Origin of the sequence: Acidovorax sp. Root219, assembly GCF_001428665.1 — a bacterium.
Classification (GTDB): domain Bacteria; phylum Pseudomonadota; class Gammaproteobacteria; order Burkholderiales; family Burkholderiaceae_C; genus Acidovorax.
On sequence record NZ_LMIJ01000028.1, the window covers coordinates 25820 to 46502 of the forward strand.

The window sequence follows — 20683 nt, forward strand, 5'->3', positions numbered from 1 at the left end:
CCCTATGGGCGGCACTCAACCCCGCTGGCAATCCGCCACGAAGGCGTCGAGCAGCGCGCCGAACTGCGCCGGGTTCTCCCATTGCACGGCGTGGCCGGCGCCTTCCACCACCTGCACCTTGCAGCGCCACAGGGTAGGGATGGTGGGGGCCAACCCGTCAAGGTAGGCCGGGTTCACGATCTGCTCGTGCGCGCCCTGTACGATGGCCAGCGGGCGGCCGATGGTGGCGATGATGTTCAGCTCATCCGCATAGCCCACGGTGCCTATGCCCGCTGCCAGCGATGCGCGGGCGTGGCCGTCCGTGCGGCGGGCGTCCTGCAGCATGAAATCGGCTGCGGCCATGCCGGGCGCCATGTAGTCGGCCACCCAGGCGCGGGCGTCGTCCTCGGACCAGTCCTTGACGAAGCCCAGGCCGAGCTTGAGGAAGGCACCGCCGAAATCCGCCGTGGGCGGAAACGGCAGGGGCGGCGTGCCGAAGACCATGAAGCCCGCCGCCTGCGGCAGGGATGCCGCCGCTTCGAGCACGGCATGCCCGCCCAGGCTCCAGCCCACGAACACGGCGTTCTCCACCCCCATCTGGCCGGCCACGGCGCGGACCACATCGGCATAGCCGGGAATGCTGTAGACCGTGCTGCGCACTATTTGCTCGGCATCGGTGGACTGGCCGTGGCCCGGCAGGTCCGGCGCGATCAGGCGGTACTTCCTGCCCAACTCGCCGGTGAGCAGGGGCTCCCACACGCGCGACGAGGAGGAGTTGCCATGCACCAGCACCACGGCCGGGCCGCTGCCGCCGCTGTCGTGCACCGAGATGCGCTCGGAGCCGATGGAGAGTACGCGGCTGGGCGATGCTTGGGCGTCGAAGGTCGAATCTGCGGACATGCGGTCGGGCTCCCTGGCGGTTGGTTCAATGGGCGAAATGTGGTGCACCCTCGGTTCACTGCGGCGGCAAAAAGGTCTCGGCCAGCCGTACCCAGAACGCGCCGCCCACCACGATGTTGCCGTCATGGAAATCGTACCCCGGGTGGTGCACCATGCAGCCGCCGGGGGCATTGCCGTTGCCGATCTGCAGGTAGGAGCCGGGCACCTTCTCCAGCATGAAGGCAAAGTCCTCGCTGGCGGGCAGGGCCGCGGCCTGCAGCGTCACGCGCTCGGGGCCCAACAGGTCCAGGGCCACCTCGCGCGCCAGTTCGGTCTCCGCCGGGGTGTTCACCAGCACGGCGTAGCCCGGCCGCCAGTCGAGGCGGGCCACCACGCCGTAGCCCGTGGCGGTGGNGGATGCGCTGCTCCAGCAGCGCACGCACGCCGCTGTCCATGGCGCGTACGCTGATCTCCAGCACGGCGCTGGCGGGGATCACGTTGTTGGCCTGGCCGGCGTGCAGCGCGCCCACCGTCACCACGGCCATCTGCTGCGGGTCGACATTGCGCGAGACGATGGTCTGCAGCCCCATCACCAGGCTGGCCGCAGCCACCACCGGGTCGATGGCCACGTGCGGCATGGCGCCGTGGCCGCCCACGCCCTCCAGGGTGATGGTGGCGTAGTCGCTCGAGGCCATGGCCGGCCCATCGCGCAGCAGCAGGTGGCCCTGTTCCACGCCGGGCATGTTGTGCATGGCAAACACGGCATCGCAGGGGTAGCGCTCGAACAAACCGTCGGCCATCATGCGCAGCGCGCCGCCGCCGCCTTCTTCGGCGGGCTGGAAGACCAGGTTCAGCGTGCCGCTGAACTGGCCGTGCTCCGCGAGGTACCAGGCCGCCGCCATCAGCATGGCGGTGTGGCCGTCGTGCCCGCAGGCGTGCATCACGCCCGGGTGGGCGCTGCTCCAGGCGACGCCCGTGGCCTCGGTGATGGGCAGGGCGTCCATGTCGGCGCGCAGGCCCAGGCGCGGGCCCTGGCCGCGCACCAGCCTGCCCACCACCCCGGTGCCGCCAATGCCGCGCTCCACCGCGTAGCCCCAGCGCGTGAGCCGCTCCGCCACCAGTTCGGCCGTGCGCTGTTCTTCAAAGGCCAGCTCCGGGTGGCGGTGGATGTCGCGGCGCAGGGCGATGAACTCGCTCGCGTGCTCCTGCAGGGTGTCGAACAAGCTGCGGTTCATCGTCGTCATCGTCATTGCGGCTGCAGGTTGATGGAGCGCGCGATCTCGCGGTAGCGAGCCGTTTCGCTCTCGAAGAAGGCGGTGGACTCGGCCAGCGTCATCGCGGGCGATGCCACCATGGACTGCGCTGCGAGCTGGGTGTGCACGGTCGGGTCCTTGAGCGCGCGGCCGATGGCCTGGTGCAGGCGCTGCACCACGGGCTCGGGCGTCTTCTTGGGCACCATGAAGCCGGTCCAGATCTTGTACGAAAAGTTGGGCAGGGCCTTGCCCTCGCTCACCGTGGGAATGTTCTTGAGCATCTCCGAGCGCTGCGCACCGAGCTGGCCGATGATCTTCAGCCGCCCCTGGTCGGCCATGGCGCCCATGGCCGAGCTGTAGACCAGCACCGCAAAGTCGAGCTGCCCGCCGCCCAGGTCCTGCAGCAAGGGCGCATTGCCCTTGTAGGGGATGTGCTGCATGGTGGTGTGCGTGGTCTGCTGCACCTTCTCCAGGATCAGGTGGTACAGCGAGCCGATGCCCACGCTGCCGTAGCTCAGCGGGTCCTTGCCCGGCGTGCGTGCCAGCGCGATCAGCTCGTCCACGCTGTTCACGCCCAGGTCCTTGCGCGTCACGAAGACCATGGCCGCGTCGGACACCGGGTGCACCAGGCGGAAGTCCTCCGTGCGCAGCTTCACTGCGGCATTGGCCAGCGGCGCCAGGATAGCCTCGTTGGGCGAGCCCTGGAAGATGTAGTACCCGTCGGCCGGCGCGGCCAGCACCTTCTGCGCGGCCATGGCGCCGGCTGCGCCGCCCAGGTTCTCCACGATCACCTGCTGGCCCAGCTCGCGGGTCATGGGGGTGTTGAGGATGCGGGCCATCGCGTCGGACGGGCCGCCCGCAGGGTAAGGCACCATCAGGCTTACCGGCTTGGCGGGGTAGGCATTGGGTGCCTGGGCCAGCGCGGCCAGGGGGCTGGCGCCGAGCACCAGGCCCGTGAGCCCGGCCAGTGTGGCGAGCAGGCGTTTCATCGCAATCGTTGTGTTCATTGATCGATCCCTTGCAGACAGATTGGTAAGCGGCCATGGCATCCCATGGTCTCCATTTCTTCGACACCCCTGGTTCCGCCACGCTTCTCTTGTCGGGGGCTGTGGCAGGTCAGTCGGGCCATCTTAGGATTGGGCTATCTGCGCGTCCAATGCATTGCAAAGTGGGTTAGCATGAGTTGAAGTTATTCAATTTTCTTGCACCAGAAGGGGGCAATCGGCATGACTTTGGTGCAGCTTCGGCACTTCATTTCGCTGGCGCAGACCGGCTCGTTCAGCAAGTCGGCCGAGGCCATGCACCTCACGCAGCCCGCGCTCAGCCGCAGCATCCGCGCCATCGAGGACGAGCTCGGCCTGCCGCTGTTCGACCGCATCGGCCGGCGCAGCGAACTCACGCCCTTTGGCCGCCAGGTGCTGCAGCGCGCCCAGCGCCTGGTGGACGATGCCGCCGAGCTGCACGCGCTGGGCGAGCGCATGCAGCAGGGGGAGGGCGGCGCCATCCGCATCGGCCTGGGCTCGGGCCCGGGCGCCTTGCTGATGACGCCGCTGCTCATGCAGGTGGCCACGCGCCACCCCCAGCTCACGCTGGAAATCTCGCGTGGCAGCACCGACCGGCTGGTGCAGGCCCTGCGCGATCGCCAGCTCGACGCCCTGGTGATCGACGCCCGCTCGCTGCAGCCCGCCACCGACCTTCGCACCGAACTGGTCTGCGAGATCCGCGGCTCCTTCATGGTCCGGCGCGGCCACCCGCTGCTGCGCAAGCGCGGCGGCGTGCGCTTCGAGATGCTCAAGGACTACCCCATCGCCTCCACCCCGCTCAGCGATGAGGTGGCGCGCCGGCTCATGGAAACCTACGGCCCCGAGGCGCACCCCGCCGCCTGCGTGACCCTGCGCTGCGAAGAGATACCGAGCCTGGTCGAGGTGGTGCGCAAGAGCGATGCCATCCTGCTGGCCGTGCGCGCTGCCGCGCCCGACCTGGTGGAGCTGCCCATGGTGCCCGGGGAGATCACCACCGCGCTGTTCGGCCTGGTCACGCTGGCCGGCCGCGCCGAAGCCCCGGCCATGCCCATCGTGCGCACACTGGTGCAGGAACTTCTGAAGGACTAGCCGCCCAGCATGCGCAGGGCCAGGCCCGCCAGCGCACAGCCGGCCAGCAGCGGCAGCACCCCCAGCTTGAAGCGGAACAGCCCCACACCGGCCAGCACGGTGATGGCGATGGAGGCGATGTCCACCCCACCGGCAAAGCCCTGCGGCCACCAGACATGCCAGGCGAAGAACAGGGCAAGATTCAAAATCACGCCAACCACGGCTGCGGTGATGGCCGTGAGCGGCGCCGTGAAGCGCAGCTGGTTGTGCGTGGTCTCTATCAGCGGCCCGCCGGCCAGGATGAACACGAACGATGGCAAAAAAGTGAAGAAGGTCACCACCGACGCTGCCAGCGCGCCGGACCAGAAGGCCGCGTCGGGCCCGAGCACGTTGTGCAGCCAACCGCCGAGAAAGCCCACGAAGGCCACCACCATGATCAGCGGGCCTGGCGTGGTCTCGCCCAGCGCCAGGCCGTCGATCATCTGCCTGGCGTCGAGCCAGTGGTAGTGCTCCACCGCACCCTGGTAGACATAGGGCAGCACGGCATAGGCTCCGCCAAAGGTCAGCAGCGCCGCCTTGGTGAAGAACCAGCCCATCTGCGTGAGCGTGCCCTCCCAGCCCACCAGCGCCACCAGCACCCCCATGGCCGCCAGCCACAGGCCGCCGCCCACGGCCAACACCTGCGCCAGGCGCTTGCGGCTGAAGAGGGCATGGGCCGGCGTGGGTGTGTCGTCGTCGATCAGCGCGGGCCCATAGCCCCGCTGGGCGCTGCCGTGGCCTCCGGCCGTGAACAGCTGCGGCCAGCGCTGCCCGGCCACATGCCCGACGAGCGCGGCCGCGAGCACGATGGCCGGGAAGGGCACGCTGAACGCCATGATGGCCACGAAGGCTGCCGCCGCCATGCCCCAGAGCCAACGGTTCTTGAGCGCGCGCGTGCCGATGCGGTGGGCTGCATGCAGTACCAGCGCCGTCACCGCCGGCTTGATGCCGTAGAAGATGCCCTCCACCACGGGCAGGTGCCCATAGGCGATGTACACCCAGGACAGCAGTATCAGCAGCACCAGCGAGGGCAGCACGAACAGCCCGCCCGCCACCAGGCCGCCGCGCGTGCGGTGCATCAGCCAGCCGATGTAGGTGGCCAATTGCTGCGCCTCGGGGCCGGGCAGCACCATGCAGTAGTTGAGCGCATGCAGAAAGCGCTTCTCGCTGATCCAGCGGCGCCGCTCCACCAGCTCGGTGTGCATGATCGCGATCTGCCCCGCCGGCCCGCCAAAACTGATGCAGCCGAGCTTGAACCAGAACCACAGGGCCTGGGCGAACGGCACGTCAGCGGGGCGTGCATCGGCGGCGGCGGCGCCGCCCTGGTCGGCCATCGTGGCCAGATTGCTCGTGTCGGTCATTTCATTCACATCGGTCATGCCGGCACGCCTTCGGGCGCACAGCGGTGGCTTTCCTGCGGCCCTGCCACACCTTTGCGGCACCAGGCGTAGAGCGCGTCGTACAGGGGCATGGCCGCCGCAAGCATGCCCAGGTCGTCGCTGGCGTGCAGCTGCGAAAGCCCCAGCGACAAGGCCAGCAGCCCTGCGGCCTGCGGCGCCAGCTGCAGCTGGTCGGTATCGGCACCGCGCACGATGCGGGCCAGCGCAGCCAGGGCCGGGTCGGCCTGCAGGCCCAACGCGGCCAGCAGCGCATCGAAGCTGCACAGCGCGCCCTCGTGCGTGATGGGCGCACCGGGAATGTCGTAGGCCACGGCATGGAGCCGCTGCGCCTCGGGCAGCACCTGGGCCGCTTCCACGTAGAAGAACTTCGCGCGCGGGTCGATGAAGCGGCGCACCAGCCAGGGGCAGGCAATGCGGTCGATTTGGGGCCGCGCGCGGGTGATCCAGCGCGACGCAGCCGTGCCATCCACGCCCAGGTCGGGCCGCTTGCGCAGCCCCAGGGGCCGCATGGCGCGCCAGCGGGCCAGGTCCTCGGGCGTGTCGACGCCGGGCTCGCCCCCCTCGAACCCTCCCGCCAGGAAGCGGGCATTCCAGCCCGCCTGCCGCAGCACGGCCGCAGCCTCCTGGCTCACGGCGTGGCCGTACACGCAGTACACGACGGCCTCACAGGGCGGGGCGTTGGCTGCCAGGGCGGCGATGTCTTCGGGTGTGCAGTGCCGCGCAGTGGCCAGCAGGTGCGTGCTGTCGTCAAAGCGGGGCCGCCGGCGCACATCCAGGACGAGCGGGGCGCCGGGAGTGCCGATGCGGGCGGCGAGGTCTTGGGGAAGAACGGAAAGGGGAAGGGCGTTGCCCATAGAGGTGTCCACGGATGACTCCAGCAAAGAGTGATCAGCGCTTGGATGGGACACCATCTATCCGTGAGGATTCGGGAGGCTGGGTTCCCGATGCGCAAATCTTAACAGGTGTCTTTGACGCACTCTCCGTCGCAAGCGCTGGCACCCCTGGCCCTGCCAATGCACGTCCGTTCCGGGAAAACCCCTAACAAGTTGGTATTGCAACTGGTTGGTAAGCCAACCATAATTTGACGCATATCAACACGACTTGCGAGCGCATTTGCCACGCAGGCGTCCAACCCAGGAGACTCCCCATGAACCCGACCCGTCGCACCCTTGCCTGCGCGCTGCTTGCCGCATCCGGCCTGGCCCTCGCCCCCGTGCAGGCCCAGGCGCAAAGCACTGCCGTCAAGGTGGGGGTGGTGGGGCCGTTCTCGGGGCCGTTCGCACACTACGGCGCACTGTTCAAGGCGGCGGCCGAGGCCTATGTGGGCAGCCAGGGGGGCAAGCTCGCGGGCAAGGACATCGAGTTCATCTACCGCGACACCGGTGGCCCCAACCCCGGCCAGACCAAGACCCTGGTGCAGGAGCTCATCGTCAAGGACAAGGTGGACTACCTGGGCGGCTTCGTCTTCACGCCCAACGCGCTGGCCGTGGCGCCGCTGATCCAGCAGTCCCAGACGCCCACCGTCATCTTCAACGCCGCCACCTCGGCCATCACTGAGAAGTCCGAGTACTTCATCCGCACCAGCTACACGCTGTGGCAGGTCACGGTGCCCATCGCCCAGTGGGCCGCCAAACAGGACATGAAGAAGGTGGTGACCGCCGTGACCGACTACGGCCCCGGCATCGACGCCGAAACCGCGTTCAAGGCCGAATTCACGAAGCAGGGCGGCACGGTGGTCGAGAGCATCCGCATGCCCATCGCCACCACCGACTTCGGCCCCTTCGTGCAACGCATCAAGGCCAGTGGCGCGCAGGCCGTGTACACCTTCCTGCCCGGCGGTCCACCCAACCTGGGCTTCGTCAAGGCCTACAACGAGAACGGCCTGGCCAAGGCCGGCGTGCAGTTCCTGGGCACGGCCGAAACCGATGAGTTCGATCTGCAGAAGTTCGGCGACTCGGCCCTGGGCCTGACCACGGCGTTCCACTACTCCGGTGCCCATGACTCGCCCGAAAACAAGAAGTTTGTCGATGCCCTCAAGAAGCGTGACCCCGCTGCCGTGGCCAACTACGCCTCGGTGGGCGCGTGGGACGGCATGCACGTGATCCACAAGATGATCGAGGCCACCGGCGGCAAGAAGGACGGCGCCAAGGCCCTGGCCACCGCCCGAACCCTGCAGTGGGAGAGCCCGCGCGGCCCGGTGCGCATCGATGCCAAGACCCGGCACATCACCCAGAACGTCTACCTGCGCAAGGTGGAGCGCGTGGGTGGCCAGTTGGTCAACAAAGAGGTGCAGAGCTTCGGCCCGCACGGCGACTACGGGCTTGATGCCAAGTAAGGCCAGCGCAGCCGGGAACCCAACGAATCTGCCTTCGCCGTGAACACGCTTTTCAACATCCTCATCGACGGGCTGGCCTTCGGCATGGTGCTGTTCGTCATCGCCGTGGGCCTGTCGGTCACGCTGGGCCTGATGCGCTTCGTCAACCTCAGCCATGGCGCCTTTGCCATGGTGGGAGGCTACTGTGCGGCATGGCTCACCCGCGAGGCGCAGTGGAGCTTCTGGCTGGCCGTGCCCGTGGCCATTGCCGCCACCGCGTTGCTGGGCGCCGTGCTCGAAGCGCTGGTGCTGCGCCACCTGTACCGCCGCAAGGAGCTGGACCAGGTGCTCTTCACCATCGGCCTGAGCTTTGTGCTGATCGCCGCGACCAACGCCATTGCCGGCCCTCAGGTGCAGCTTATCGTGCTGCCCCCGCTGCTGGCCGGCTCGGTGGACCTGGGCTTTCGCACGCTGCCGGCGCAGCGCCTGCTGGTGATCGGTGCCGGGCTGGCCGTGGCAGCGGCCGCCGCGTGGACGGTGACCCGCACCCGCTTTGGCGTGTGGCTGCGTGCCGCAGTGGACCACAGCGGCACCGCATCCACCCTGGGCATACCGATACGCACCGTGCAGTGCGCCAGCTTTGCGGCCGGTGCCGCGCTGGCCGGCTTCGGCGGCATTCTGGGTGCCGAGCTCATGCCGCTGGAGCCGTACTACGCCCTCAAGTACCTGGTGCTGGTGCTCGTGGTGGTGGCCGTGGGCGGCATGGGCAGCATTGCCGGCTCGCTGGCTGCTGCCGTGCTGCTGGGCACCATCGAGACCGCCAGCCGCTACCTGGCGTCCGAATGGGGCAGCCTGTTCTTCTTTGTCGCCATGGCTGCACTGCTTGCCTGGCGACCCCATGGTCTCCTGAAGCGATGAACACCACCATGACTCCTGTGCAAGCCGCCGCTGCCGTGGCCATGCCCGTGCAGCCTGCCCAGGCGGCACCGCGCTGTGCGCCGCCCTGGCGCGCACCCCTGCTGCTGCTGGTCGCGGGCCTGGCGGCCTGCGCCGCGTTTCCCGACCAATTGGGGCTCATCACGCGCATTTTCATCACCGGCCTGTTCGTGCTCTCGCTCGACCTGGTGGTGGGTGTGGCGGGCCTGGCCACGCTGGGGCATGCGGCCCTGTTCGGACTGGGCGCCTACGCGGCCGGCATCTTTGCGCTGCATGCGCATGCCGACCCGTTGCTGGGCCTGGGCGTGGGCATCGTGGCCGGGGCGCTCACGGCACTGGTCTCGGGCGCCTTCCTGCTGCGCTACCAGGGCTTCACCTTCCTCATGCTGACGGTGGCGGTCTCGCAGATCGTGCTGAGCCTGGTGCAGAAGGCGCGTGACTGGACGGGCGGCGACGACGGCCTCTCGGGCTTTGCCATGGCGCCGTTGCTGGGCCGCTTTGCGTTTGACCTGGAGGGCAAGGTGGCTGCCGTGTACTCGCTCGTGGTGCTGGTGCTGTTGTTCTATGGGGCGCAGCGTATCGTGCAGTCGCCGTTTGGCCTGGCGGTGCGCGGCATCCATGAAAACCGCGCCCGCATGGCCGCCCTGGGCACGCCCGTGTTCCGCCGCCTGTGGCTGCTGTACACGGTGGCGGGTGCGCTGGCGGGTGCCGCTGGCGCCCTGTCGGCCCAGACCAATGCGGTGGTGGGCACCGACAGCCTCTCGTTCGCGCTCTCGGCCGAGGCGCTGGTCATGCTCATCCTGGGTGGGGCAGGGCAGCTCATCGGTGCACTGGTGGGGGCCACGGTGTTCACGCTGCTGCACCACACCGCCGCGTCCATCAATCCCTACCACTGGCTCTTCGTGGTCGGCGGCCTGCTGATGCTGGTGGTGCTGGTGCCGCCCGCAAAGGCCTGGGCCTGGCTGCGCCAGCGCGCGGGAGGTGTGCGATGAGCGGCCATGCGATCCCCGACACCCTGCTGGATGTGCAGGCGCTGGACAAGCGCTTCGGCGGGCTGCACGTCACGCGCAATGTCTCCTTTCAGCTGCGCGCGGGCGACCGGCTGGCGCTGATCGGCCCCAACGGCGCGGGCAAGACCACGCTGGTCAACCAGATCAGCGGCGTGCTGGAACCCAGTGCTGGCCGGATCTGGCTGCGCGGTGCCGACGTCACGCGCACCAGCCAGGCCCAGCGCGTGCGCGCCGGGCTGGCCCGCACCTTCCAGATCACCACGCTGGCGCCGCACCTTGCGGTGCAGCGGCAGATCGAGCTGGCGCTGTTCGAGCGCGAAGGACTCACGGGCCGCCTGTGGCGCAGCATCGACGGCTACCCCGCGCTGCAGGCCGAGGCCCAGGACATCCTGGCCCGCTTCGGGCTGCAGGCCCATGCCGCCACCGCTACACAGGACCTGGCATATGGCGAGCAGCGCCTGATCGAGATGGCGCTGGCCCTGGCCTTGCGGCCCAAGGTGCTGCTGCTCGACGAGCCCATGGCCGGCGTGCCCAAGGGCGATGGCGCACGGCTGCTGGCCGCACTGGCCGCACTGCCCGGCGACCTGGCCGTGCTCATCATCGAGCACGACATGGACCTGGTGTTCCGTTTTGCCAACCGCATCGTGGTACTGGCCGAAGGCGCCGTGCTGGCCGATGGCTCGCCCGACGAGATCCGCCGCGACCCGCGCGTGCGCGCTGCCTACCTGGGAGCTTGAGAACCATGAACTCCTCACCTGTGCTGAGCCTGCAGAACGTGGTGGCCGGCTACGGCCCCACCACCGTGCTGGACGGCCTGTCCTTCGACGTGCATGCCGGCGAGCGCCTGGCCATGATCGGCCGCAACGGCGTGGGCAAGACCACCGCGCTGCGCGCCGTGATGGGCCTGGTGCCCCTGCGCAGCGGCAGCCTGCATTTCAAGGGGCAGGACATTGCCGCGCTGCTGCCGCACCAGCGTGCCGAGCGGGGCCTGGGCTATGTGCCGCAGACGCGCGACATCTTCCCCTCGTTGACAGTGGAGGAGAACCTGCTGGCCGGCCTCAAGCGCCGCCCGCGCAGCGCGCTCGACGAGGCCTACGCCCTGTTCCCGCGCCTGGCCGAACGCCGGCGCAATGGCGGCACCCAGCTGTCGGGCGGCGAGCAGCAGATGCTGTCGGTGGCACGTGCGCTGCTGGGCCGGCCCACCCTGCTGCTGCTCGACGAACCTTTGGAGGGCCTGGCCCCGCTGATCCGCCAGGAGCTGCTGCGTGCGTTCGCCCACATGGCGCAGCAGACGGGCATCGCCACCATCATCGTGGAGCAGCAGGTGGACGAGGCCTTGCGGTACGCCCAGCGCGCCGTGGTGCTGGACCATGGCACGGTGGTCCATGAAGCTGGCGCCGCCGAGCTGCTGGAAGACGAAGCTACGCTAGAGCGTTGGGTGGGCATGGCGGTCCACTGACAACCCTCCTACTCCGTATTGAATCGACTATGACCAAAAAGAAAGCCAGCAAGCCTTCCGACGTGCAACTCCCCGACGCGCAGAGCGTGGTGGACCTGGAGCGCTACGTACCGGCCTACCTGACCTGGATCGCCAACAAGCTCTCGCGCGGGGCCTCGCAGCACTACCTGGAAATTTTCGACGTGGGCATCGAGACCTGGCGCTGCCTGGTGTTGCTGGCCATCGAGGGTTCCATCTCGGCCCAGCAGGTGTCCAAGGTGATCGGCATGGACAAGGGCTCGGTGAGCCGCTGTTTCAAAGGCATGCAGGAGCGCGGGCTGATCACCACCGAGCTGGACAAGACCGATGGCCGCCTGCGCATCGCCGTGCTCACACCCGAAGGCCGCGCGCTGCACGGCCAGATCATGGGCATGGCGCTGGAGCGCGAGCGCGCCTTCCTGTCCGTGCTGGACCAGGGCGAAGTGGACCTGCTGCTGAGCATGCTGCGCCGCCTGCACGAGAACCTGCCCGCGGTGGATGCCGCCACGCAGGACTATGCGAAGAAGCACTTTCCCAAGCCCGCCGGCCAGCGCAAGGCCGGCGACTGAGACAACCCGGCAACCACGCCACCCCCACCATGAACGCAATGCAAGTCATCGTCCGCAGCCGGCGCGCAGAAGCCGAAGGCATCTGCAGCTTCGAGCTGGTGCACCCCGAGGGGCAGGCCCTGCCGGCCTTCACGGCCGGCGCCCATATCGACGTGCACGTGGCTCCTGGCCTGGTGCGCCAGTATTCGCTGTGCAACCACCCGGCCACCGTTGACCACTACCGCATTGCCGTGCTGCGCGAAGCGGCTTCGCGCGGCGGGTCGGCGGGCATGCACGAGCAGGTGCAGGTGGGCCAGGCGCTCACCATCAGCGCACCGCGCAACCATTTCGGGCTGGTGCCTGGCGCGCGCCGCAGCCTGCTGCTGGCCGGCGGCATTGGCATCACCCCCCTCTGGGCCATGGCGCAGGCGCTGCACAGCGCGGGCGAGAGCTTCGATTTGCATTATTGCGGCCGGGCCGCTGCCCGCATGGCCTTTGTGCATGACATGGCGCAGGCCCCGTTCGCCGCCCAGGTGCAGGTGCATGCCGACGATGGCCCCGAGGCCCAGCGCTTTGATGCGGATGCAGTGCTGGCCCACCCCGAGGCCGGCACCCATCTCTACGTGTGTGGCCCTGCCGGCTTCATGAACCATGTGCTCGATACCGCCCGCCGCCATGGCTGGCCCGAGGCGCAGCTGCACCGCGAATTCTTTGCCGGCACCGCCACCGCGCTCGCATCGGACGGCAGCTTCGGCGTGCGCCTGGCCAACTCCGGCCAGACATTCCAGATCCCTGCAGGCAAGAGCGTGATCGAGGTGCTCGTGGCCGAAGGAATCGACGTGCCGTACTCCTGCGAATCCGGTGTGTGCGGTACCTGCCTGACCCGTGTGCTCGAAGGCGTGCCCGAGCACCGCGACACCTTTCTGACCGAGGCCGAGCGCGCCGCCAACGACCAGTTCACGCCGTGCTGCTCCAGGGCGCTCACGCCGCTGCTGGTGTTGGAACTCTGAGCACCACCACCCACCATCCCTGACGACAAGAGGAGACATCCCATGAACACCCCCACCACCAGCATCCCCTTGAGCGAGATCAAGACGAAGGCATCCACCAGAGCCGCAGCCACGGACCCCGGCCGCTTTCCGCTGAACCAGTGGTATGTGGCCGGCTTCTCGTCCGAGCTCGTGGACAAGCCCATCGCGCGCACCTTCCTGGGCCAGAAGGTGGTACTGTTTCGCACAGGGGCCGGGCAGGTGGCCGCGCTGGAAGACCGCTGCTGCCACCGCTCTCTGCCCCTGTCGTGCGGCACCGTGGAGGGCACGGGCGTGCGCTGCGGCTACCACGGCATGCTGTACGCGCCCAGCGGCCAGTGCATCGAGATCCCGGGCCAGGAGCGCATCCCGTCCAAAGCCAAGGTCCGGGCCTACCACGTGGTCGAGAAGAACCAGATCGTCTGGATCTGGATGCCCCGAGCCGAAGGCACCGAGCCCGCGAAGGCCCCCCCGGACTACCCCTACCACGACGACCCGCGCTATAAATTCGGCAGTGGCAACTACCACTACCAGGCGCCCTGGCAGCTCATCCACGACAACCTGCTGGACCTGAGCCACCTGGGCTATGTGCACCTCAAGACCATTGGCGGCAACGCGCGCCTGCACATGAATGCCGAGATGAAGGTCACTTCCGAAGGCGACGGCGTCAAGGTCGTGCGCCTCATGCCTGGCTCCACCCCGCCGCCCACCTACAAGGCCGCCTGGCCCTTTGGTGAGCAGTGCGACCGCTGGCAGGAGATCGAGTTCGACGTGAGCCACCTGCGCATCTGGACCGGCGCCGTGGAGCCCGGCACCGACTCCATCGAAGACCCCGAGCGCGGGGGCTTTCATATGCGCGGCTTTCACGGCATCACGCCCGAGACCGACGACACCTGCCATTATTTCTGGAGCATGTCGAGCACCAAGCACCCCGAGATGCCCGACAACATCGAGGCCGTGATCGAGCAGACCGCCTTCACCTTCGACGAAGACCGCGCGATCATCGAGGCCCAGTACCGCAACATGCTGCAGTTCGGTGAGCGCGCCACCTGGACCGACATCCACGTGGACGTGGGCGGCAACCGGGCGCGGCGCATCGTGGCCAAGCTGCTGGAGCAGCAGCAGGCCCCCGCTGCATAGCGGGTCACACACCTGGCCCCGGTGGGGTGGTGCGGTGCAGGCGTGTCGGGGGAATCCACTGTGGCTAACATGGACGTCCTTTCTGCCTTCCCGCTTCTGTCCCCATGCACATCGAACAAGCCACCGCCGAAGATCTGAATGAGGTGGTCTCTACTCTGGCGGAGGCTGCGCAATGGCTGCAGGGCGATGGCCGGCCCTTGTGGTCGCCTGCAGACTATGGCCAGGAGCGCATCCAGCGTGATACCGCTGCCGGCGCCTACTGGGTCGCCCGGATGGGGCTTGTGCCAGGGCAGGGCGGTGCGGTGGCAGGCGTCATGCGCCTGGACCTGGAAGACCCGCACTGCTGGCCCGAGATCGTCGCGGGAAGTTCCGTCTACCTGCACAAGCTGGCAGTCCGCCGCGCCTGGGCGGGACAGGGCGTTTCAACGGCCTTGCTGCGGTGTGCGCGCGAGCGAACCCGGGCCTTGCAGCGACCCTGGCTGCGCCTGGATTGCGTTGCGGACCGCCAGGGGCTGCGCTCGCTCTACGAAGGCTTCGGGTTCTTGCTGCACAGCGAGGTCTCCAGGGGGAACTGGGCACTGGCGCGGTACGAAATGGCGGTTGCGGGGTAGGATGTTCTCAGGGGCCCCGGGACGCTCATGCCGCGCCCGGGCCCCCCAGCACCATCGCATTCCACTCCCGCAGCGTCCTTTGCTTCTCCTCGGCCGACAGGTCGTCGGCCTCTTCGCGGCGCAGCAATTGCTCCAGCAGGGGCAGCAGGTCCTTGTGCTGCGATTGCTGCTGCAGAGGTTCCTCCATGGTTTCCACCACCTTGTTGAACTCCACCTTGGTCGTGCGCAGGAATTGCGAAGCAGCCTGTGTGAGCAGGGCGCGCACGGGCTTGTCCTTCTCGTAGGCCAGCTCCATGCGGGTGCTGCTGTGGTCCTCGACCTGGGTGTAGTAGTAGTTCTGGGTGGCCGAGTCCGAGCTGAGTTCGGGCTCGCGCCGGGAGCGCAGCGAGCGGTGGAAGCCGGCGCTCAGGTCGGAGGTTTGCGTCTGCGTGATGGCGCGGTTGGCGGCAGAGCCGCCCGAGATCTGGGTCGACTGTTCGAGCTTGTAGTCGAAGATGTCGATTTCGTTGGTGTGGCGCGGGTTGATGGCGCGGCGGTTGGTCAGGATGCTGGCCCTGAAGTCTGCCATGCCCGTGAGCAGGCTGTGGTCCTCCTCGCTGAAGGCATCGGCATCGCTGGTGATGTCCGCTGGCCGCACTCTGGTGAGGCCGCTGGCCCTGTCGCTGTCCCTGTCGCTGTCTCCGTAGCCGCCGTGCAGGGCCGCGAAGGAGGACTTGAACAGGTCCACCAGCTCCTGGTTGCCGTTGCCGCGCTCGGCCGCCTTGTCCACGCGGCCCAGGTACTGCTGCACGGCCCGGGCCTTTTGCTCGGCGCTGCCCCAGATGGCACTCTGGCGCAGGTCGGTCTTCACGGTGGCCGTGCCCTTCAGGGTCTTGAGCTCGATCTCGCGGCTGTCGGCGCTGGCCGTGAATCGCGTGCCCAGCACCATGGCACGCTCGCCCTGGTCGTTCAGGCCATAGACCTCGCTCTTGAGCTCCACCCGGGTCAGCAGCTTGCTGTCGAACTTCATCAGGCCGTCGAGGTTCACCAGCGGCGGCTCGCGTGTCAGGCCCTCCATGGCTTCATCGAAACCCTTGGCCAGGGACTGCAGTGCCTGCTGCTCCTGGGGCGTGAGGTCGCCCTCGACGTCGATCTGCACCGTCATGCCCGCGCCCGTGCTGACCGGAAGGCGCTGGTCGGCAATGGAAATGCGCACCGAGGCGCCCGACTGGGTCTTGATCGTCAGCGCGGCGCTGGCGCTGGGGCTGGAGCGGATGGCCCATTGCGCATCGGCGGCCTTGCCCTGGATCTTGTCGGGCGAATAGGCTGCCGCCACGTTCACGATGGTTTGCCGGTAGCTGGCGCCCGTGCTGGCCACCTGCTCCAGCAGGGCCGAGCCCAGGCCGGCAAAGCGGGCGCTCTGGCTGGTGGCACTGGCGTTGCGGCCGATGATCTGGTCCACGGCCGTGGTGGGGGCCTGCTCCCAGACTTGCATCTTTCCATTGCGGGTCTGCAGGTTCGCCAATGCCTCGTAGGTCACGTTCACGGTCTGCAGAGACGATGGGTACTGGGTGACATGGAGAAATCGGGTGTCGCCGGTGGCCGCAGCCGCCGGGGCCAGGGGTGCGGAGGCGGTGAAGCCCGTCGCTGTGACGGCTGCTGCGTCCGCGCCACTGGAGGGGAGGGCAAGGGCTGGGCTCGGTGCGGCTGCAGCTTTGATGGCAGCGCTCTGTATGCCCAGGGCTGCTGCCGGAGAAGAAAGAAGACTGACGGCGCTCATTTTCTGGTTCTAGGTTTGTTGATGCGGCTCCGGCTGTTATCGGCAGGGCTTGAGAAATCTGAAGGTCCTGGCCTGTGCGAAGCTCGGTATCGCAACAGACACCCAAGCAAAGAAGGGAGGGCGAGCCATTGACCTGGAATTCAGCCACGTCGACGCTCTGGTCATTTGCCTGGAAGGGCCGGAGCCTCAGCGGTTCATGGAGGATGCTCGTGCAGGTGACGCACACCAGTGCAGCAATGCGGGTTAGTCTCCTGGAGGCTTCTGATCCAGAAAACAATCAAACTGCAATGGGAGGGACTTGTGGAACGCTGGGAGCGCATAGAGCGATTTGCCCTCTGGGTCGGTACTGCCGTCGTGCTGGCCTATTGGGGCTGGCTGGCTTTCACCGGTGATTTTCTCTGGCTGGGCTTTTTGTTTGCAGTAGCGGCACCTTTCATCTTCTGGATGTACTGGCAGGTCTTTTTTGATCACAAGCTGGGAAGTGCGGAGCCACCATCGCGTGCCGAGAGGGTCATGTATACCGGCTGGGTCCTTGTGCGACGTCTGGTTGTCGGCGGATTTGCGGCTATCCTGACCGTCGCGGCAATCGTCGTCTTCCAGAAGGGCTACTGGCTTGGTTCTGCAGGTGCCGCAGCGGCCGCCGCTTGCTTTGGCTGGGGCGCATTCTTTGGCATGGGCAGGAGCAGTTCGCTGAGCGATGATCGCCCTGCGCATCGGGCTCGGGCGCGACGCTATCGCAGATAGTCGGGGCCCATCATGGTCCGCGCCGGTCAGGTCGCGCGATGAACGCCTGCTTGCCATGCCGGTCGAAGCCGGCGGATTCATAAAACCGCAGCGTCGCCTCGTCCTTGCGCCCGGTCATCAGCATCACCTTGTAGCAGCCCTGTGCCCACGCGAACGCCAGGGCATCTTGCAGCACGGCCCTGGCGTAGCCACGCCCGCGATGGTCGGCATGCGTCACTACGTTCTCGATCAAACCATACGGCCTGCCGCCGCGCGTGAGGTTGGGGATGACCGTGATGGTGCAGCTGGAGACCAGTTGGCCATCCACATAGGCACCCACATACCGATAGCGGCCGCTGCCCAGCAGTTCATCCCAGATCTGCTCGGCCGTCCCGTCGTCGGGCGGCGGGTCATCGTCAGCATGCAGGTGCGTGTAGAGCGCCAGCAGCTCCGAGAGTTCTGATCGTGCGATGGGGCGGATCTCCATGCCTGTGTGCTTCCTTGCGGTGTGCCTGCATTCTGCATCCGTGCGCCGACTGCTCACGCCACCCGCCGCCCGCCAAACCACTCCCCCAGAAAATCCGCCAGCGCCCGTGTCTTGGCCGACAGGTCGCTCTTGGTCGGGTACACCAGCGTCACGTCCGCAGCGGGCAGGGCCCAGCCCGGCAGCACCAGCCGCAGGCGGCCTGAGGCGAGGTAGGGCGCCACGTCCCAGTGCGAGCGCATGAGCACGCCATGCCCGTCCAGCGCCCAGGTGGTGGCCGCTGCGCCGTCGTTGGTGCTGAGCATGCCGCGCACCTTCACGGTCTCTTGCCTGTCGCCCTGGTGCAGGTGCCAGGTGCCATAGGTTTCGTCGCTCTCGCGGATCACGATGCAGTGGTGCGCCAGCAGGTCGGCCGGCTGCGTGGGCTCGCCCGCCTGGGCCAGGTAGGCGGGCGACGCGCACAGCACGCGCTGGTTGGCCATGAGGCGGCGGGCCGTGAGGCGCGAGTCGGGCAGGTCGCCAAAGCGCACGGCGGCGTCGAAGCCCTGTTCCACCAGGTTCACGGGGCGGTCGGTCAGGTGCAGTTGCACCTCCACCTCGGGGTAGGCGCGGGCAAAGGCCGACAGGGCAGGGGCGATGTGCACGCGGCCAAAGCCCAGCGTGGCGGCCAGCTTGATGAGGCCGCGCGGTGAGCTGCGGGCGCCGGCCACCGTGCGCTCCAGCGCCTCCAGGTCGCCGAGGATGCGGGCGCCGTCGAGCAGGTAGGTCTCGCCCTCGGGCGTGAGGTGGATGCGCCGCGTGGTGCGGTGCAGCAGGCGCACGCCCAGCCGGTGCTCCAGCTGGGCCAGGCGCCGGCTGACCGCAGGCGGGGTGATGCCCATCTGCTGCGCAGCCGCGGCCAGGCTGCCTTCCTTCATGAGCAGGGCAAAGAAGCGCAGGTCCGAAAAGCCATCCATGGGTGCTTAATTCGTGCTTTGAATTTATGAATGAAGTGATTTTGACGGTATTTATGGCTTTGCACATCACTCATAAGATCCAACCCACAACAAATAACCACCTGCAGGAGACAAACCCATGACCGATTCCGTTATCCCGTTCACATCCCGCCGAATGGCTGCCGGTGCAGTCACTGCAGCCACGCTGGCCCTGTTGGTGCCATCCGCCGCCATGGCGCAGCCAGCCGGCTACCCCAACAAGGCCATCAAGCTCGTGGTGCCCTATGCCCCGGGCGGCAGTGCCGACATCGCCGCCCGCCTGGTCACGGACGAGTGGAGCAAGGCCTTGGGCGGCTCGCTGTTCATCGAGAACAAGGGCGGCGCCGGCGGCAACATCGGCGTGGACATGGTGGCCAAGGCCGCACCGGACGGCTACACCATCGGCCTGCAGACCGTGTCGTTGGCCATCAACCCCAGCCTCACCGCGAAGATGCCGTATGACACGCTGAAGGACCTGGCACCCATCGGCATGGTGGCCAGCTCGCAGCATGTGCTGGTGGTCAACAATGCGCTGCCGGCGAAGAACATCAAGGAGCTGGTGGCGCTGCTCAAGGCCAGGCCGGGCCAATACTCCTACGGCTCTGCAGGGGCAGGCAGCACCTTCCACATGTCGGCCGAGCTGTTCAAGGCCGTGGCGGGCACACCCATCGTGCACATCCCCTACCGCGGCGGGGGCCCGGCCATGATCGACACCATGTCGGGCCAGGTGGCGCTGAGCTTCCCGGTACTGTCGGCCGCGCAGCCGCATGTGCAGGCGGGCAAGCTGCGCGCGCTGGGCGTCACGGGCACCAAGCGCTCGGCGCTGATGCCCGATGTGCCCACCATTGCCGAGGCGGGCCTGCCCGGCTACGCTTTCGAAACCTGGTTCATCGTGTTCGCACCGGCCGGCACGCCCAAGCCCGTCATCGACCGGCTCAACACCACGCTGAACCAGGCGCTCAACACCCCGGCGCTCAAGGAGCGCATGGCCAAGGATGGCTTCGACCCCACGCCCTCGACCCCCGAGCAGGCCCGCGCCCGGCTTGAAAAGGAAATGCCGCAGTGGGCCAAATTGATCAAGGAGCGGGGCATCACTGCCGAATAGACCCCGCCGCAGTTCCAACGACACCCATGACCACGACGACCCCGCTTTTCCCCGGCTTCACCCCCTACCGCGTGCCCACGCCCGACGGCCAGCACATCCACGTGCTGGTGGGCGGCAGCGGCCCGGCCCTATTGCTGCTGCACGGGCACCCCCAGACCTCGGCCATCTGGCACAAGGTGGCGCCGGTGATGGCGCAGCATTTCACGCTGGTGCTGGCGGATTTGCGCGGGTACGGCGATTCGGCGAAACCTGCTGGCGATGCCGAGCATGCCCTCTACAGCAAGCGCACCATGGCCGCCGACATGCTGGCGGTGATGCAGCACCTGGGCCACCCGCGCTTCACCGTGCTGGCCCATGACCGGGGTGCGCGCGTGGCGCACCGCCTGGCGGCGGACCACCCGGCGGCCGTGCAGCGCATGGTGCTGCTGGACATTGCCCCCACGCTGGCCATGTACGAGCAGACCAGCAACGCCTTCGCGCGTGCCTACTGGCACTGGTTCTTTTTGATCCAGCCCGCGCCGCTGCCAGAGCGCCTGATCGAGGCCGACCCCGCTGCCTATGTGCGCGACGTGATGGGCCGGCGCAGCGCGGGCCTGGCCCCGTTCGACCCACGGGCCCTGGCCGAGTACGTGCGCTGCCTGGCACTTCCCGGCACGGCCCATGGCATCTGCGAGGACTACCGCGCCGCCGCCGGCATCGACCTGGTGCACGACCGGGCCGACCGCGACGCGGGCCGCCAGTTGGCAATGCCTCTGTTGGCCCTGTGGGGCGAGCAGGGCGTGGTGCACCAGTGTTTCAAGCCCCTGGCCGAATGGGAGCGCGTAGCGACCGACGTGCGCGGCTATGCGCTGCCCTGCGGGCACTACATCGCCGAGGAGGCGCCCGATGCGCTGCTCGACGCAGCGTTGCCCTTCCTGCTGGCCGGCCAATAAAA

The 20683-nt window shown here is 67.9% G+C and carries 21 protein-coding genes and 1 pseudogene; 13 read left to right on the plus strand and 9 right to left on the minus strand.

Annotated features, from left to right (window positions below):
• Nucleotides 1–15 precede the first annotated feature (15 nt).
• From ASE28_RS24560 to ASE28_RS24570, 4 genes and pseudogenes are all read right to left on the minus strand, one after another.
• Entirely contained in the window at nucleotides 16–879 is an 864-nt protein-coding gene (locus tag ASE28_RS24560) for an alpha/beta fold hydrolase (protein ID WP_082608244.1), read from the minus strand.
• Between the two features lie 55 nt (nucleotides 880–934).
• A partial coding sequence (locus ASE28_RS33240; protein ID WP_235516209.1) for a M20/M25/M40 family metallo-hydrolase occupies nucleotides 935–1272 on the minus strand: 338 nt, incomplete at its 5' end.
• 1 nt (nucleotide 1273) lies between these two features.
• Nucleotides 1274–2108: pseudogene (locus ASE28_RS24565) on the minus strand (amidohydrolase); the annotation flags it as partial.
• Nucleotides 2105–3118, minus strand: coding sequence for a tripartite tricarboxylate transporter substrate binding protein (locus ASE28_RS24570; protein WP_157422114.1), 1014 nt, complete (start codon nucleotides 3116–3118; stop codon nucleotides 2105–2107). The gene ASE28_RS24570 and the pseudogene ASE28_RS24565, both read right to left, overlap by 4 nt.
• A gap of 219 nt (nucleotides 3119–3337) precedes the next feature.
• On the opposite strand from ASE28_RS24570, the gene ASE28_RS24575 reads away from it, so the two are divergent.
• The gene (locus ASE28_RS24575) at nucleotides 3338–4222 is read left to right on the plus strand and encodes a LysR family transcriptional regulator (RefSeq protein WP_057268850.1); all 885 of its coding nucleotides are present in this window, start codon (nucleotides 3338–3340) and stop codon (nucleotides 4220–4222) included.
• On the opposite strand, the gene chrA is transcribed toward ASE28_RS24575, so the two are convergent.
• Entirely contained in the window at nucleotides 4219–5601 is a 1383-nt protein-coding gene (chrA, locus tag ASE28_RS24580; RefSeq protein WP_082608252.1) for a chromate efflux transporter, read from the minus strand. The two genes, ASE28_RS24575 and chrA, sit on opposite strands and share 4 nt — an antisense overlap.
• A 14-nt stretch (nucleotides 5602–5615) precedes the next feature.
• On the minus strand, nucleotides 5616–6506 hold the full coding sequence (locus ASE28_RS24585) for a chromate resistance protein ChrB domain-containing protein (RefSeq protein WP_235516210.1): 891 nt from the start codon (nucleotides 6504–6506) through the stop codon (nucleotides 5616–5618).
• Between the two features lie 281 nt (nucleotides 6507–6787).
• Between ASE28_RS24585 and ASE28_RS24590 the strand changes: the two genes are divergently transcribed.
• The 9 genes from ASE28_RS24590 (at nucleotide 6788) to ASE28_RS24630 (ending at nucleotide 14704) form a co-directional block, all read left to right on the plus strand.
• A complete protein-coding gene (locus ASE28_RS24590; protein ID WP_057268852.1) occupies nucleotides 6788–7975 on the plus strand; it encodes an ABC transporter substrate-binding protein in 1188 nt (395 codons plus the stop codon).
• Nucleotides 7976–8014: 39 nt separating this feature from the next.
• Nucleotides 8015–8872, plus strand: coding sequence for a branched-chain amino acid ABC transporter permease (locus ASE28_RS24595; RefSeq protein ID WP_057268853.1), 858 nt, complete (start codon nucleotides 8015–8017; stop codon nucleotides 8870–8872).
• Nucleotides 8873–8880: 8 nt separating this feature from the next.
• On the plus strand, nucleotides 8881–9882 hold the full coding sequence (locus ASE28_RS24600; RefSeq protein WP_162262277.1) for a branched-chain amino acid ABC transporter permease: 1002 nt from the start codon (nucleotides 8881–8883) through the stop codon (nucleotides 9880–9882).
• Nucleotides 9879–10637 carry an ABC transporter ATP-binding protein gene (locus ASE28_RS24605; protein WP_057268854.1) on the plus strand — a complete coding sequence of 253 codons (759 nt, stop codon included), beginning with the start codon at nucleotides 9879–9881 and terminating at the stop codon, nucleotides 10635–10637. The genes ASE28_RS24600 and ASE28_RS24605 overlap by 4 nt, the downstream gene beginning before the upstream one ends.
• A gap of 5 nt (nucleotides 10638–10642) precedes the next feature.
• Nucleotides 10643–11359 carry an ABC transporter ATP-binding protein gene (locus tag ASE28_RS24610; RefSeq protein WP_057268855.1) on the plus strand — a complete coding sequence of 239 codons (717 nt, stop codon included), beginning with the start codon at nucleotides 10643–10645 and terminating at the stop codon, nucleotides 11357–11359.
• Between the two features lie 29 nt (nucleotides 11360–11388).
• Entirely contained in the window at nucleotides 11389–11946 is a 558-nt protein-coding gene (locus ASE28_RS24615; RefSeq protein WP_057268856.1) for a MarR family winged helix-turn-helix transcriptional regulator, read from the plus strand.
• Nucleotides 11947–11975: 29 nt separating this feature from the next.
• The gene (locus ASE28_RS24620; RefSeq protein WP_200963994.1) at nucleotides 11976–12935 is read left to right on the plus strand and encodes a PDR/VanB family oxidoreductase; all 960 of its coding nucleotides are present in this window, start codon (nucleotides 11976–11978) and stop codon (nucleotides 12933–12935) included.
• A 42-nt stretch (nucleotides 12936–12977) separates the two neighbouring features.
• The gene (locus ASE28_RS24625) at nucleotides 12978–14093 is read left to right on the plus strand and encodes an aromatic ring-hydroxylating dioxygenase subunit alpha (RefSeq protein ID WP_057268858.1); all 1116 of its coding nucleotides are present in this window, start codon (nucleotides 12978–12980) and stop codon (nucleotides 14091–14093) included.
• Nucleotides 14094–14197: 104 nt separating this feature from the next.
• Entirely contained in the window at nucleotides 14198–14704 is a 507-nt protein-coding gene (locus ASE28_RS24630) for a GNAT family N-acetyltransferase (protein ID WP_057268859.1), read from the plus strand.
• Nucleotides 14705–14729: 25 nt separating this feature from the next.
• Here ASE28_RS24630 and ASE28_RS24635 read toward each other — a convergent pair whose 3' ends face one another.
• A complete protein-coding gene (locus tag ASE28_RS24635; RefSeq protein WP_157422116.1) occupies nucleotides 14730–16463 on the minus strand; it encodes a hypothetical protein in 1734 nt (577 codons plus the stop codon).
• A 300-nt stretch (nucleotides 16464–16763) separates the two neighbouring features.
• Here ASE28_RS24635 and ASE28_RS24640 point away from each other — a divergent pair, with 300 nt between their 5' ends.
• Nucleotides 16764–17207, plus strand: a complete 444-nt coding sequence (locus tag ASE28_RS24640; RefSeq protein ID WP_157422117.1) for a hypothetical protein — start codon at nucleotides 16764–16766, stop codon at nucleotides 17205–17207.
• Between the two features lie 10 nt (nucleotides 17208–17217).
• Here the strand turns inward: ASE28_RS24640 and ASE28_RS24645 are convergent, their stop codons facing one another.
• Together ASE28_RS24645 and ASE28_RS24650 are read right to left on the minus strand one after the other, a co-directional pair.
• Nucleotides 17218–17673, minus strand: a complete 456-nt coding sequence (locus tag ASE28_RS24645) for a GNAT family N-acetyltransferase (protein ID WP_057268862.1) — start codon at nucleotides 17671–17673, stop codon at nucleotides 17218–17220.
• Between the two features lie 53 nt (nucleotides 17674–17726).
• Nucleotides 17727–18626 (minus strand): LysR family transcriptional regulator, encoded by a 900-nt coding sequence (locus tag ASE28_RS24650; RefSeq protein WP_057268863.1) that lies wholly within the window; start codon nucleotides 18624–18626, stop codon nucleotides 17727–17729.
• Nucleotides 18627–18744: 118 nt separating this feature from the next.
• On the opposite strand from ASE28_RS24650, the gene ASE28_RS24655 reads away from it, so the two are divergent.
• Together ASE28_RS24655 and ASE28_RS24660 are read left to right on the plus strand one after the other, a co-directional pair.
• Nucleotides 18745–19749 (plus strand): tripartite tricarboxylate transporter substrate binding protein, encoded by a 1005-nt coding sequence (locus ASE28_RS24655; RefSeq protein ID WP_082608245.1) that lies wholly within the window; start codon nucleotides 18745–18747, stop codon nucleotides 19747–19749.
• 26 nt (nucleotides 19750–19775) lie between these two features.
• Nucleotides 19776–20681: an alpha/beta fold hydrolase gene (locus ASE28_RS24660; protein ID WP_057268865.1), complete on the plus strand. Its 906-nt coding sequence runs from the start codon at nucleotides 19776–19778 to the stop codon at nucleotides 20679–20681.
• Nucleotides 20682–20683: the final 2 nt, after the last annotated feature.